Annotated in this window: 9 protein-coding genes, 2 tRNA genes, 3 rRNA genes and 1 pseudogene (1 of these 15 only partly in view); 10 read left to right on the top strand and 5 right to left on the bottom strand. The window is 65.3% G+C overall.

What is annotated here, in order from left to right:
- The 5 genes from H8B22_RS06460 to rrf all read left to right on the top strand — a co-directional run.
- Positions 1-103, top strand: a 16S ribosomal RNA gene (locus H8B22_RS06460) (it extends 1,442 nt beyond the left edge of the window).
- 118 nt (positions 104-221) lie between these two features.
- Positions 222-297, top strand: a tRNA-Ala gene (locus H8B22_RS06455).
- A gap of 17 nt (positions 298-314) precedes the next feature.
- Positions 315-391: transfer RNA gene (locus H8B22_RS06450), tRNA-Ile, on the top strand.
- Between the two features lie 263 nt (positions 392-654).
- Positions 655-3,519: ribosomal RNA gene (locus H8B22_RS06445) — 23S ribosomal RNA — on the top strand.
- A gap of 147 nt (positions 3,520-3,666) precedes the next feature.
- Positions 3,667-3,779 (top strand): 5S ribosomal RNA (gene rrf, locus H8B22_RS06440).
- Together the 16S, 23S and 5S rRNA genes with 2 tRNA genes alongside form the textbook arrangement of a ribosomal RNA operon.
- Before the next feature lie 278 nt (positions 3,780-4,057).
- On the opposite strand, the gene H8B22_RS14920 is transcribed toward rrf, so the two are convergent.
- The 4 genes from H8B22_RS14920 to H8B22_RS06425 all read right to left on the bottom strand — a co-directional run bounded on the left by H8B22_RS14920 (position 4,058) and on the right by H8B22_RS06425 (position 7,365).
- Complete coding sequence (locus H8B22_RS14920) at positions 4,058-4,192, bottom strand: hypothetical protein (protein WP_284690676.1); 135 nt, start codon at positions 4,190-4,192, stop codon at positions 4,058-4,060.
- Positions 4,193-4,328: 136 nt separating this feature from the next.
- Positions 4,329-4,727 carry an MAPEG family protein gene (locus H8B22_RS06435; protein WP_208456931.1) on the bottom strand — a complete coding sequence of 133 codons (399 nt, stop codon included), beginning with the start codon at positions 4,725-4,727 and terminating at the stop codon, positions 4,329-4,331.
- A gap of 91 nt (positions 4,728-4,818) precedes the next feature.
- Complete coding sequence (locus H8B22_RS06430) at positions 4,819-6,555, bottom strand: M28 family metallopeptidase (RefSeq protein WP_187713270.1); 1,737 nt, start codon at positions 6,553-6,555, stop codon at positions 4,819-4,821.
- A 132-nt stretch (positions 6,556-6,687) separates the two neighbouring features.
- On the bottom strand, positions 6,688-7,365 hold the full coding sequence (locus tag H8B22_RS06425) for a DUF4097 family beta strand repeat-containing protein (RefSeq protein WP_187713269.1): 678 nt from the start codon (positions 7,363-7,365) through the stop codon (positions 6,688-6,690).
- 128 nt (positions 7,366-7,493) lie between these two features.
- Here H8B22_RS06425 and gpmI point away from each other — a divergent pair, with 128 nt between their 5' ends.
- The 5 genes and pseudogenes from gpmI (at position 7,494) to H8B22_RS06400 (ending at position 12,495) form a co-directional block, all read left to right on the top strand.
- A complete protein-coding gene (gene gpmI, locus H8B22_RS06420) occupies positions 7,494-9,089 on the top strand; it encodes a 2,3-bisphosphoglycerate-independent phosphoglycerate mutase (RefSeq protein ID WP_187713268.1) in 1,596 nt (531 codons plus the stop codon).
- Positions 9,086-10,315 (top strand): murein hydrolase activator EnvC family protein, encoded by a 1,230-nt coding sequence (locus H8B22_RS06415; protein ID WP_187713267.1) that lies wholly within the window; start codon positions 9,086-9,088, stop codon positions 10,313-10,315. Before gpmI ends, H8B22_RS06415 begins: the two co-directional genes overlap by 4 nt.
- Positions 10,316-10,467: 152 nt before the next feature.
- A pseudogene (locus tag H8B22_RS06410) lies at positions 10,468-11,802 on the top strand (S41 family peptidase); the annotation flags it as partial.
- A 24-nt stretch (positions 11,803-11,826) separates the two neighbouring features.
- The gene (locus H8B22_RS06405) at positions 11,827-12,189 is read left to right on the top strand and encodes a hypothetical protein (RefSeq protein WP_187713265.1); all 363 of its coding nucleotides are present in this window, start codon (positions 11,827-11,829) and stop codon (positions 12,187-12,189) included.
- Between the two features lie 57 nt (positions 12,190-12,246).
- A complete protein-coding gene (locus H8B22_RS06400; RefSeq protein WP_187713264.1) occupies positions 12,247-12,495 on the top strand; it encodes a hypothetical protein in 249 nt (82 codons plus the stop codon).
- Between the two features lie 55 nt (positions 12,496-12,550).
- On the opposite strand, the gene H8B22_RS06395 is transcribed toward H8B22_RS06400, so the two are convergent.
- Complete coding sequence (locus tag H8B22_RS06395; protein WP_187713263.1) at positions 12,551-12,868, bottom strand: DUF1820 family protein; 318 nt, start codon at positions 12,866-12,868, stop codon at positions 12,551-12,553.
- Positions 12,869-12,976: the final 108 nt, after the last annotated feature.

Below are 12,976 nucleotides of genomic sequence, written 5' to 3'. Positions count from 1 at the left end.
TAGCTTAACCTTCGGGAGGGCGCTTGCCACGGTGTGGCCGATGACTGGGGTGAAGTCGTAACAAGGTAGCCGTATCGGAAGGTGCGGCTGGATCACCTCCTTTAGAGACTAAAGACAGGTAAAGCCTGTCAGACGTCCGCACAAGTGACCTGCATTCAGAGTTCCCGGTAAGTCAGGGCGAGCAATCGCCAGGCTTGACCGCGGGAGCGTCCCGTTTCGATGGGGCTTTAGCTCAGCTGGGAGAGCACCTGCTTTGCAAGCAGGGGGTCGTCGGTTCGATCCCGACAAGCTCCACCACGCCAGGCAAGACTTTTGGGTCTGTAGCTCAGGTGGTTAGAGCGCACCCCTGATAAGGGTGAGGCCGGTGGTTCGAGTCCTCCCAGACCCACCACCATCCCGATGGCAACTCTGAACTGCGCACACACATGAAGATTTGAAACGATTGCGGCGCTGAAGCCGGATTCGTGTTCTTTGAAAACTGGGAATTGTAGCGAGCGTTCTGAGATCAAAAGGTCTACAGACGTGTCGTGAGGCTAAGGCGGGAACCCGCGCGCAAGCGTGAGAGTTCCTAACATTTGAAATGTCGTTGATATTCGCGCCGGGGCTTTGTACCCCCTGGCACAACGATAATCCTGAGGCGACTTGGGGTTATATGGTCAAGCGAATAAGCGCACACGGTGGATGCCTTGGCGGTCAGAGGCGATGAAGGACGTGGCAGCCTGCGAAAAGTGCGGGGGAGCTGGCAACAAGCATTGATCCCGCAATGTCCGAATGGGGAAACCCACCTAGCAATAGGTATCCTGCAGTGAATACATAGCTGCTGGAAGCAAACCCGGAGAACTGAAATATCTAAGTACCCGGAGGAAAAGAAATCAACCGAGATTCCCCCAGTAGTGACGAGCGAACGGGGACCAGCCCTTAAGCTGGGTAAGGTTTAGCAAAACGAGTTGGAAAGCTCGGCCATAGACGGTGACAGCCCGGTATGCGAAAGACCTCATCCAGTGAAATCGAGTAAGGCGGGGCACGAGAAACCCTGTCTGAACATGGGGGGACCATCCTCCAAGGCTAAATACTCCTGACCGACCGATAGTGAACCAGTACCGTGAGGGAAAGGCGAAAAGAACCCTGGTGAAGGGAGTGAAATAGACCCTGAAACCGTGTGCGTACAAGCAGTAGGAGCCCTTCGGGGTGACTGCGTACCTTTTGTATAATGGGTCAGCGACTTACTGTTCGTGGCGAGCTTAACCGTATAGGGGAGGCGAAGGGAAACCGAGTCTGATAAGGGCGCATAGTCGCGGGCAGTAGACCCGAAACCGGGTGATCTAGTCATGCCCAGGGTGAAGGTACCGTAACAGGTACTGGAGGCCCGAACCCACTCCCGTTGCAAAGGTAGGGGATGAGGTGTGATTAGGAGTGAAAAGCTAATCGAACCCGGAGATAGCTGGTTCTCCTCGAAAGCTATTTAGGTAGCGCCTCGCGTGAATCTTCTTGGGGGTAGAGCACTGTTATGGCTAGGGGGTCATTGCGACTTACCAAACCATGGCAAACTCCGAATACCAAGACAGACTGCGCGGGAGACACACGGCGGGTGCTAACGTTCGTCGTGAAAAGGGAAACAACCCAGACCCACAGCTAAGGTCCCAAATTTCGTGCTAAGTGGAAAACGATGTGGAAAGGCACAGACAGCCAGGAGGTTGGCTTAGAAGCAGCCACCCTTTAAAGAAAGCGTAATAGCTCACTGGTCGAGTCGGTCTGCGCGGAAGATTTAACGGGGCTAAGCACGAAACCGAAGCTTGGGGTGCATCACTTTGTGATGCGCGGTAGAGGAGCGTTCCGTACGCCGTTGAAGGTGGCTTGAGAAGGCTGCTGGAGGTATCGGAAGTGCGAATGCTGACATGAGTAACGATAATGCGGGTGAAAAACCCGCACGCCGAAAGCCCAAGGTTTCCTTGCGCAACGTTAATCGACGCAGGGTTAGTCGGTCCCTAAGGCGAGGCAGAAATGCGTAGTCGATGGGAAGCTGGTTAATATTCCAGCACCTCGCGTAAGTGCGATGGAGGGACGGAGAAGGTTAGGCAGGCCGGGCGTTGGTTGTCCCGGTGAGAGAGTTGAGGCGGTCCCCTTAGGCAAATCCGGGGGGGCAACGTTGAGACTAAGGACCGGCCCATTAGGGCTAGGCTGCCGATATCACGCTTCCAGGAAAAGCTCCTAAGCTTCAGCTTACGCAGACCGTACCGTAAACCGACACAGGTGGGTAGGATGAGAATTCTCAGGCGCTTGAGAGAACTTAGGTGAAGGAACTAGGCAAAATAGTACCGTAACTTCGGGAGAAGGTACGCCAACCATGGTTAATAGCTGAGGTTGGCCGCAGAAACCAGGCCGCTGCGACTGTTTATCAAAAACACAGCACTCTGCAAACACGAAAGTGGACGTATAGGGTGTGACGCCTGCCCGGTGCCGGAAGGTTAATTGATGGGGTCAGCCGCAAGGCGAAGCTCTTGATCGAAGCCCCGGTAAACGGCGGCCGTAACTATAACGGTCCTAAGGTAGCGAAATTCCTTGTCGGGTAAGTTCCGACCTGCACGAATGGCGTAACGACAGCGGCGCTGTCTCCACCTAAGACTCAGTGAAATTGAAATCGCTGTGAAGATGCAGCGTTCCCGCGGCAAGACGGAAAGACCCCGTGAACCTTTACTATAGCTTTACACTGAACGTTGAGTTCGTCTGTGTAGGATAGGTGGGAGCCTATGAAACCGAGGCGCTAGCTTCGGCGGAGGCAACCTTGAAATACCACCCTGATGTGCTTGACGTTCTAACCTAGGTCCGTAATCCGGATCGGGGACCGTGTATGGTGGGTAGTTTGACTGGGGCGGTCTCCTCCCAAAGAGTAACGGAGGAGCTCGAAGGTACGCTCAGCGCGGTCGGACATCGCGCACTGTGTGCAAAGGCATAAGCGTGCTTGACTGCAAGATCGACGGATCAAGCAGGTAGGAAACTAGGACTTAGTGATCCGGTGGTTCTGTATGGAAGGGCCATCGCTCAACGGATAAAAGGTACTCCGGGGATAACAGGCTGATACCGCCCAAGAGTTCATATCGACGGCGGTGTTTGGCACCTCGATGTCGGCTCATCACATCCTGGGGCTGTAGTCGGTCCCAAGGGTATGGCTGTTCGCCATTTAAAGTGGTACGCGAGCTGGGTTCAGAACGTCGTGAGACAGTTCGGTCCCTATCTGTCGTGGGCGTTGGAGATTTGAGAGGGGCTGCTCCTAGTACGAGAGGACCGGAGTGGACGAACCTCTGGTGTTCCGGTTGTCATGCCAATGGCACGGCCGGGTAGCTATGTTCGGAAGCGATAACCGCTGAAAGCATCTAAGCGGGAAGCGCGCCTCAAGATGAGATCTCCCGGGACACAAGTCCCCTAAAGGAACCATCAAGACCAGGTGGTTGATAGGCAGGGTGTGTAAGCGCAGCAATGCGTTGAGCTAACCTGTACTAATGATCCGTGTGGCTTGACCATATAACCTCAAGTGGCCTTAGGCTTGCGACAACGTCGTGACCTTCCAGGACCAACTCGCTACAATTACCCACATTCTTCAGCCCGACGGGATCACTCCCGACGTGCGAAAGACGCAAGCTGGCGCTAAAGCGCCGCTTCACAAGCTTGCTCAGTGACAATAGCGTTGTGGCACCACCCGATCCCATCCCGAACTCGGAAGTGAAACGCAACCGCGCCGATGGTAGTGTGCATCCGCATGCAAGAGTAGGTCATCGCTGAGCATTTACCCCGAACCCCCGGCCCCAAAGGTCGGGGGTTCTTCTTTGTGCCTAAGAAAATGTGTGCGGCCGCGCGCGACGTAAGTCGCTACCAGCTGCGTTACCGAAGGTGAGTTACCCCCGGCTTCAGCAGGTGCGGCGAAATGGCCACGGAAACGGGGTGGGAACTAAATCGCTGCAATATCAGCTGTCAGCGCGTAAGGGCTGCAAACCGGTAATGGGCGATCCGAACCCGAGTGGGAGCTGCCGCGGTTTGATGCCCACGCGGCTTCGCCGATCGACTAGTGCGACAGCATCCGCCGTCCGAGGCGCAACCCCGCCTGGACCAGGCGGGCCGCGCCGTACGCGCCCAGCAGCAGCCCGGACAGGCAGAAAAGAAAGACCGGGCTGTTCGAGAGCATGGAGTTCAGGATCATGGCGAAGCGCCCTCAGCTGTACCGAGCATACGCGCCTCACGCCGCGCCGGCGGCACCTCGATCTGACTGATCAGCGGATCCAGCAAGCGGAAGCTAACGTCGGTCAACGGGTATTCAACGTCGCCCTGAGAGTCGATCAAGCGACCTGCAACGCGGCCTGCCCCAGCAACAGCAACACGCAGATGAAGGCGGCGAACCACGCCAGGCTGCGAACGGCGTGCTTCCAGCCGGCGACGTAGACCAGGCCGTGCACGATCCGGAACAGCACGAACAGGATCGACAGCAGGGCGATGCGATCGGCGGCGACGCCGGCGAGCTGGGCGAGTATCACGCCGGCGGCGAAGGGGGCGAACGCCTCGTAACTGTTGAACTGCGCGGCGTTGGCGCGATGCACGCGCGGGTTCGCCTGGCGTGCGGTCCAACCGCGCGGGTCGCGGTTGTCGTAGCGTTCGCCGCTGCTCTTGGCGACGGTCACCCAGACGTAGGGCAGGAGTGCCGCGATCAGCACGCACCAGTAGGCAATGGCCAGGTTCACAGGCGTCGTCTCCCTGAAGGACCGCCGCAGCCTATCCCACAAATGCGGACGGCGCCCGCGGGCGCCGTCCTGGGTCGTCGCGAGGCATCCCTTACTTGTCGCTTGCGGCGCGCAGCTTGTCCTGCGTGGCGCGGAACGCATTGCCGTCGTACCAACGCGGCCATTGCGCGCTGCCGGCGAGTTCGCGACCGACGCCGTACAGCGCGTCGAGGTCCTGGATCACGCCCTCCAGTTTCCACGCCGGGTCGTACTCGTCGGAGGGCTTGTGATAGCGGTGGTCGCGGTAATCGACCTGCGCCAGTCGTCCCGCCGTCGTGCCGCCGTCGACCAGGTCATCGCCGCCCTTCGCATACAGCGCGGGCACGCCGGCGCGGGCGAAGTTGAAATGATCGGAGCGGAAATAGAAGCCGTCTTCCGGCGTCGCTTCCGCGTGCAAGGTGCGGCCCTGCTGCTGGGCGATGGGGCGCAGCAGGTCCTCGAGCTGGGAACTGCCGAAGCCCACGACCGTCATGTCGCGCGCCTGGCCGATCACCGGCATCGCATCGAGATTGATGACGGCGACGGTTTTCGCCAGCGGCACGACCGGGTGCGCGACGTAGTAACGCGAACCGAGCAGGCCCGACTCCTCGAGCGTGGGCGCCAGGAATACCAGCGAGCGTTCCGGGCGCGGCGTCTGCTGCGCGAACGCCTCGGCGATCTCGAGGATGCCCGCCACGCCGGTCGCGTTGTCGATGGCGCCGTTGTAGATGGTGTCGTCCGCGGCGTTCGCTGCGGTCGTCGCCGCGCCGTGTTCGTCGGCTTCGTGCCCGTGCTTGCCCAGGTGGTCCCAATGGGCCATGTACACGATCGCTTCGTCCGGGCGCGTGGTGCCGTCCAGCCGCGCGATCACGTTGCGTGAGGACTTTTCGCTGATCCGGCTCCTGAGGTCGATCGAGGCCTTCGCATCGAGCGGCATCGCCTTGAAGCCGCGCTTGCCCGCGGCGGCGTACAACGCGTCCAGGTTCTGCCCCAGGGCCGCGAACAGCGAGCGCGCCGCGTCGCCGCTGATCCAACCCTGCACGCGCACGCGCGGCGCCGGATCGTCGGCGACGCGCAGGTCGAACTGGGCGCCGCTCCAGGAGTTGCGCACCACTTCCCAGCCGTAGGACGCGCCCTCGGTGTCGTGGACGATCAGCGCCGCGGCGGCGCCCTGGCGCGCGGCTTCTTCGAACTTGTAGGTCCAGCGACCGTAGTAGGTCATCCGGTTGCCTTCGAACAGCGCCGGATCCTGCTGGTGGAAGCCGGGGTCGTTGACGAACATCACCACCGTCTTGCCCTTCACGTCGACGCCGGCGTAATCGTTCCAGTGCAGCTCGGGCGCGTTGACGCCGTAGCCGACGAACACCAGATCGCTGCGGTCCAGCCTCACGTCGGGCTGGCCGGTGCGCGTGCCGACCACCATGTCGGTGCCGAATTCCAGCGCACGCGGCTTGCCGGCCACGTCCAGCGTCAGCGCGACATTCTCGTCGGCGACGGTTTCCACCATCGGCACGGTCTGGAAGTAGCTGTCGCCGTTGCCCGGCTTCAGGCCCAGGCGCTTGAACTGCGCCTCGAGGTACGCGACCGACCGGTCCTCGCCCACGCTGCCGGGGGCGCGGCCTTCGAATGCGTCGGACGCCAGCGCGCGCACATGCGCGGCGAAATCACCGGCATCGATGCCCGGATGGAACGCGGCGCTCGCTGCGGCGGGCGCGGCCTTGCCGTCGTGGGGCGCGGGCGCCGGCGCCTGCGCCTGGCAGGCCGCCAACAGTGCCGCGGCCAGCGCGACGGAAAGCGAAAGCTGTTTCATGGGGTCTCCCAAACCCATCGGAGACCCATTCTAGGCACGGCCCGCGGGGCGCAGGCCGTGCCGAAATTGCCGGTTCAAGTGAAGAAAGGACGAAGCGTGAAGCCGACTCCGGCCGATCCGGGCGAGCCGGTCTCAGTTTTCGGCCTGCTCCGGCGGCTGCGGCGTGTCGAAGCGGATCGCGCTGGCGCCGCTGATGGCGCCGGTCTTCGCCGTGGCGTGCACGTACAGCACCACCTCGCGCTCGAAGCGCAGCGGGCCGTCGACGCGCGCGTTCGGGCCGATGACCACCCGCGGCACGCGGCGCTTGCCGAAGTGGATGATCGAGGTGCCGGGCTTCTCGTAATGCAGGCCGCCGCGGACGTGCGAGCCGATGCCGACGGTCACGTCGCCGTTGACGGTTTCGATGTCGCCGTCGACGTCGGTGTCGACCAGGCCGATGGCGCCGTTCACCGTCTCGACCGAGCCGGCGACCTTGCCGCCGCGGCCGACGAAGATGCCGCCGTTGACGGTGCTCACGCCGCCGCTGGCGGTGACGTTCTCCTCGATGCGGATGCCGCCGTTGACGGTTTCCAGCGCGCCGGTCTGCGCGCCGGCGCCGACTTCGATCCCGCCGTTCACGGTTTCGGCGCTGGCGACGCGGGCGTTGGCGCCGATGTCGATGCCGCCGTTGACGGTGTCGAGCGCGCCGTACTGTTCGCCGGCCTCCACGGTGATGCCGCCGTTGACCTTGGAGACGTCGCGGTCGAAGGCGTGGGCGGGCAGGGCGGCGACGGCGGCCAGCAGGGCGAGGGCGAGGCGGGTACGGATCATGGTGGACTCCATCGGTGGTTGCCGGGTTGGATGCGGCGGACCGCGCCCGGGTTTAGACGCGGCCTGGGGAGCTTGAATACGCCGCTCCGTTACAATCCGCCCCTGCCCGAAGTAACCCGGAAGCCCCCGTGTCGCCGAATTCGCGTCCCAAGCCCGTCGTCCTGCTGATCCTCGACGGATGGGGGCATCGCGACGATCCGACGGACAACGCGCTGGCGCAGGCCACGCTGCCCAACTGGGACGCCCTGGTCGCCGCCAATCCGCACACGCTGATCCACACCGAAGGCCGTTTCGTCGGCCTGCCGGACGGGCAGATGGGCAATTCCGAAGTCGGCCACATGAACCTGGGCGCCGGCCGCATCGTCTACCAGGACCTCACCCGGATCGATGCCGCGATCGAGGACGGCAGCTTCTTCGCCAACGCCGAACTGCGCGCCGCCTGCGCCGCGGCCAAGGCCGGCGACGCCACGCTGCACGTGATGGGTCTGCTCTCGCCCGGCGGCGTGCACAGCCACGAGAACCACATCGTCGCGATGCTCGAACTGGCCAGGCGCGAGGGCGTGCCGCGCGTCGCCGTGCACGCGTTCCTCGACGGCCGCGACATGCCGCCGCAGTCGGCGCAGCCCAGTCTGGAACGGCTCGAAGCCGCCTGTGCCCAGGCCGGCAACGCCCGCATCGCCACGGTCAGCGGCCGCTACTACGCGATGGACCGCGACCAGCGCTGGGACCGCCAGCGTCGTGCCTGGGACGCGATCGTCGAAGGCCAGGCGGCACACCACGCTGCCGACGCACTCGGCGCCTTGCGCGAGGCGTATGCGCGCGGTGAGAACGATGAATTCGTCGCGCCGACCGTGATTTCATCGGATACGGCCGGTGCCGGCGCGCCGGTGCGCGACGGCGACGCGATCGTGTTCATGAACTTCCGCGCCGACCGTGCACGCCAGCTCACCGCGGCCTTCGTCGCGCCGGCCTTCGACGGCTTCGCCGCGCGCCGGCCGCAGCTGTCGCGCTTCGTGTGCCTGACCGAGTACGACGCCAAGCTGCCCGCGCCGGTCGCCTTCGCGCCGGACGACCTGCGCCACACCCTGGGCGAGGTGCTCGCCGACGCCGGGCTCAAGCAGCTGCGCATCGCCGAGACCGAGAAATACGCGCACGTGACGTTCTTCTTCAGCGGCGGCCGCGAAGAGCCGTACGCGGGCGAGTCGCGCGTGCTGGTGCCGAGCCCGCGCGTGGCGACCTACGACCTGCAGCCGGAAATGAGCTGCCCGGAAGTCACCGACAAGCTCGTCGCGGCGATCCGTTCCGGCGCGATCGACGTGGCGATCTGCAACATCGCCAACCCCGACATGGTCGGCCACAGCGGCATCCTCGCCGCGGCGATCCAGGCCGCCGAGGCCGTCGACATCGCGATCGGCGCAGTGGCGCGTGCGGTGCGCGAGGTCGGCGGCGCGCTGCTGGTCACCGCCGACCACGGCAACGTCGAGATGATGCGCGACCCGCAAACCGGGCAGCCGCACACCTCGCACACGGTCGGCCCCGTGCCCTTCGTGTACGCGGGGCCGCGGGCGGCGACGCTGCGCGCAGGCGGTGCGCTGCGCGACGTCGCGCCCACCATCCTCGACCTGCTCGGCCTGCCGCGGCCAGCCGAAATGACCGGCACCAGCCTGCTGGTGGATGTCGCCCACGCCCACGCGGCGCCCGTCGAACACCAGCGGGCCGGATGAGCGCACGCGCCTTCGCCGGTGTCTTCGCACTCCTGCTCGCGGCATCCGCCGCGGCCGCGGGCGCGCAGGAAACGACGAAGAACCGCGGCGACACCGAGCGCCGGCTGGAGAACGTCAAGCGCGAGCTCAAGCAGGTCGCCGCCGAACGCCGCCAGATCGAAGGCCAGCGCGGTGATGTGAGCAAGCAGCTGCGCGCCGCCGACGAAAAGGTCGGCCGCTCCAACCGCGTGCTGCGCGACACCGAAACCCGCCTCGCCCGCGACCGCCAGTCGCTCGCGCAGTTGCAGCAGCAACGCGCCGACATGCAGGGCGCGCTCGCCGGCCGCCGCGAGGAACTCGCGCGCCTGCTGCGCGCCGCCTATGCGCAGGGCGAGGCCGCGCCGCTGCAGGCGCTGCTGTCGCAGGATCGCGTCGCCGACGCCAACCGCGTCCTGACCTACCAGCGCTACGTGCAGGCCGATCGCGCCCGCCGCATCGCGCAGCTGTCCACGCAGCTGCGCGAACTCGACGCGCTCGAGGCGGACATCCTGGCGCGCCGCAACGACCTCGATCGCACCCGCCGGCAACAACGCGAGCAGCTGGGGCAGCTCGAACAGGACCGGCAGTCGCGCGCGGCCTTGCTGGCGCAGCTCGACGACAAGTACCAGGACAGCCGCCAGCGCGAGCAGGCGCTCGGGCGCGACGCGAAGGGCCTGGAGCAACTGCTGAAGAAGTTGCGCGCCGCCGCGGCACGCGCCGAGGCCGAACGCCGCGCCGCCGCCGCCAAGGCCGCGCGCGAAGCCAAGCGCAACGCGGGCACCGCCCGTGCCACGCCGCGCCCGCCGGTGGTGGCGAGCGCGCCGCCGTTGCAGGTCGGCGGCCTGGGTTGGCCGTTGTCGGGTTCGCTGCTCGCCGGCTACGGCCGCACCATGCCCGATGGCCGCGCCAGCCAGGGCCTGCTGATCGCCGCCAATGCCGGCGCGCCGATCAAGGCCGTGGCCGACGGCGCCGTGGTGTACGCGGAATGGATGACCGGCTACGGACTGCTGCTGATCATCGACCACGGCAACGGCTACATGAGCCTGTACGCGCACAACGACGCGTTGCTCAAGGACGTCGGCAGCAGCGTGAAGCGCGGCGACGCCGTGGCGACCGTCGGCAGCTCCGGCGGCCACGGGCGCCCGGCCCTGTACTTCGAGCTGCGCCGCAACGGCCAGCCGGTGAATCCCAACACCTGGCTGCGCTGAACCGCACGCCACACGCGCCGCGCCGTTCACGCCGCCGCTTAATGATTCCTTCGCCGTAGCCGTCGACGATGTGGCCATAATCGGGCGAACGGCGTGAACCCGCGTCGCCGCCGCCGGTCCAACGATCGATGCCTTCCCGGAGTGCCCGCCTCATGTCCTTCCGCCGTGCCCCCCACGCCGCACGCGTCGTTCCCCTCGCGCTGGCGCTGCTGGCAACGCCCGTGTTCGCGCAGGACGCGCCGCGCGGCGCGAATCCCGCCTCGATCGAAGCGCCCGACGCCGAGGACACCGATGCATCCAAGGTGCCACTGGCCGAGATCCGCCGCTACGTGGCGGTCTACAACGCGGTGAAGGAGGCCTACGTCGAACCCATCGACGACCGCAAGCTGATGCAGTCGGCGATCCGCGGCCTGCTGTTCGACCTCGACCCGCACAGCGTGTACATGGAACGCGACACCGCCGAGGAATTCGACGAAGCCTCGCGCGGTTCCTACGGCGGCGTCGGCGTGGAACTGCAACGCCAGCCCGACGGCGCGCTGCGCGTGATCGCGCCGATCGACGACACGCCGGCGGCACGCGCCGGGATCAAGGCCGGCGACATCATCACCGCGATCGACGGCAAGCCGTTCAAGCCCGACGAAGGCGACAGCTCCGGCCCGCTGCGCGGCGAGCCCGGCAGCAAGGTCACCCTCACCATCGTGCGCGAGAGCAAGCCCAAGCCGTTCGACGTGGTGCTGACGCGCGAGACGATCCGCGTCGTCAGCGTGAAGGGCCGCATGCTCGAACCGGGCTACGCCTACCTGCGCATCGCCTCGTTCCAGGCCGACACCGCCAGCGACTTCGACCGCCAGCTCGACCGCCTGCGCGAACAGGCTGGCGGCACCCTGCGCGGCCTGGTCATCGACCTGCGCAGCAACCCCGGCGGGCTGCTGACCTCGGCGGTGCAGATCGCCGACAGCCTGCTGGAGAAGGGCGCGATCGTGAGTACGCGCGGCCGCGTGCCGATCAGCGACGCCGAATTCAGCGCCACCCCGGGCGACCGCAGCGGCGGCGCGCCGGTGGTGGTGCTGGTCGATGCGGGCTCGGCGAGCGCGTCGGAAGTGCTCGCCGGCGCCCTGCACGACAACCAGCGCGCGCGCATCGTCGGCAGCCGCACCTTCGGCAAGGGCTCGGTGCAGACCGTGCTGCCGCTGGACAACGGCGATTCGGTCAAGCTCACCACCGCGCGCTATTTCACCCCGAGCGGCAAGTCGATCCAGGCGCTGGGCATCGTCCCCGACGTCGAGCTGCATGCGGCGAAGGACGCCGCCAACGGCGGCCGGCCCGACTACACCGAGGCCAGCCTGCGCGGCCACCTGCGCGGCGAGGAAGATGACGCGCCCGGCACCAATGCCGGCGAAGTGCTCGAAGGCGACGCGCCGATCGCCCAGGCCCTGGCCGAACTGAAGAAGCCGGTGGCGAGCGCGCCGCAGGCGACGAAGCAGCGTTAAGGGCTCACTGGGGAAGCGTTCGTGACCGCATTTATTCTTCTCGCACTTCAATTGGCCACTGCACCGGTGTCATTTGAGCAAGCGAAGGTCCTGGCTGATTCGTATGAGGCGTCTCTCAGCCCATCCGCCAAGTTGGCCTTAGTTAAGACGCAAGGCGGCGCTTTGGGCGCCGCGTTTGAGAAATGCGGCAGCCTGGCCGAATCGCCCATAAAGCCTTTCACTGTTGTAGCGCACGTCAGTGAAATTGGCGCCACCGATCAGACTTGGCTCAGTGGCAACTCATCTCTCGCCCAATGTGTCCAGCGGAAGCTGTCCACAGCCACCTTTCCAGCCAACGGCGGGCGCTCTTTCTACACCTCATATGAATTCACCTTTGAGCCCTAACAGTTCATTCAAGCCGAAGCCGCTTCGCGGCGCGGCTGAATCAGGCGCTGAGCTGCAATGAAATTCGTCGGACGACTGTTGGCGGCACTGGTCGGATTCGCGCTCGGCGCGGCCGTCGCGATCTTCGGCGTCGGGCTCTACGTCAAGGCCACCTACGTCTGCCCGCCGGGCGTCAGCGAACCCTGCGACGTGGGCGGGTTCGTGGGCCTGGGCCTGGTGATGGTGTGGGCGCCGGTCCTTGGGCTGGTGTGCGCGGCGCTCGGCTATTGGTTGGCACGTCGCCGCCAGCGTCGGCGCGCGGGCTGAGCCAGCATTCAAGCCGAAGCGGTTCCGCGCCTCGGCTTGCATCGATACGAGTCGCCTAGCGCGGCTTCGCCGGCAGCGGGAACGGCGTCACCACCTTCTCGCCGGTGGCCGCGTCGCGGATGGCGGACTGGCCCTTCTTCTCGACTTCCTCGATGCGCACGATGCTCTGCATCGGCAGGTGCAACACGCGGGTGTTGCCGAATTCGTCGCGCAGCCGCTCCTCGGTGGGATCGATCACCACGCCGTCGTGGACGTCGAACACCAGCTCGGCGACCTCGGTGAAACCCCACAGTGCGCCGCTGGCGATCTTGCGCGCGTACAGCTCGTAGATCTTGCCGGCGTTGAGGAAGGTGATCTTGTAGAGGGGTTTCATGGCGTGGAGGTCGGGAACTGGGGATCGGCATCCGGCGGGCCGCTGCCATCGACACGATGGGGTTGCGGTGCGGGCATCTCAACCAACCTGCTCCGAACGCCTGCCGTT

The sequence above is a fragment of the Lysobacter terrestris genome (genome assembly GCF_014489475.1).
In the GTDB taxonomy this organism is placed as follows: domain Bacteria; phylum Pseudomonadota; class Gammaproteobacteria; order Xanthomonadales; family Xanthomonadaceae; genus Agrilutibacter; species Agrilutibacter terrestris.
This window is presented reverse-complemented; position numbering and strand designations above follow the sequence as displayed.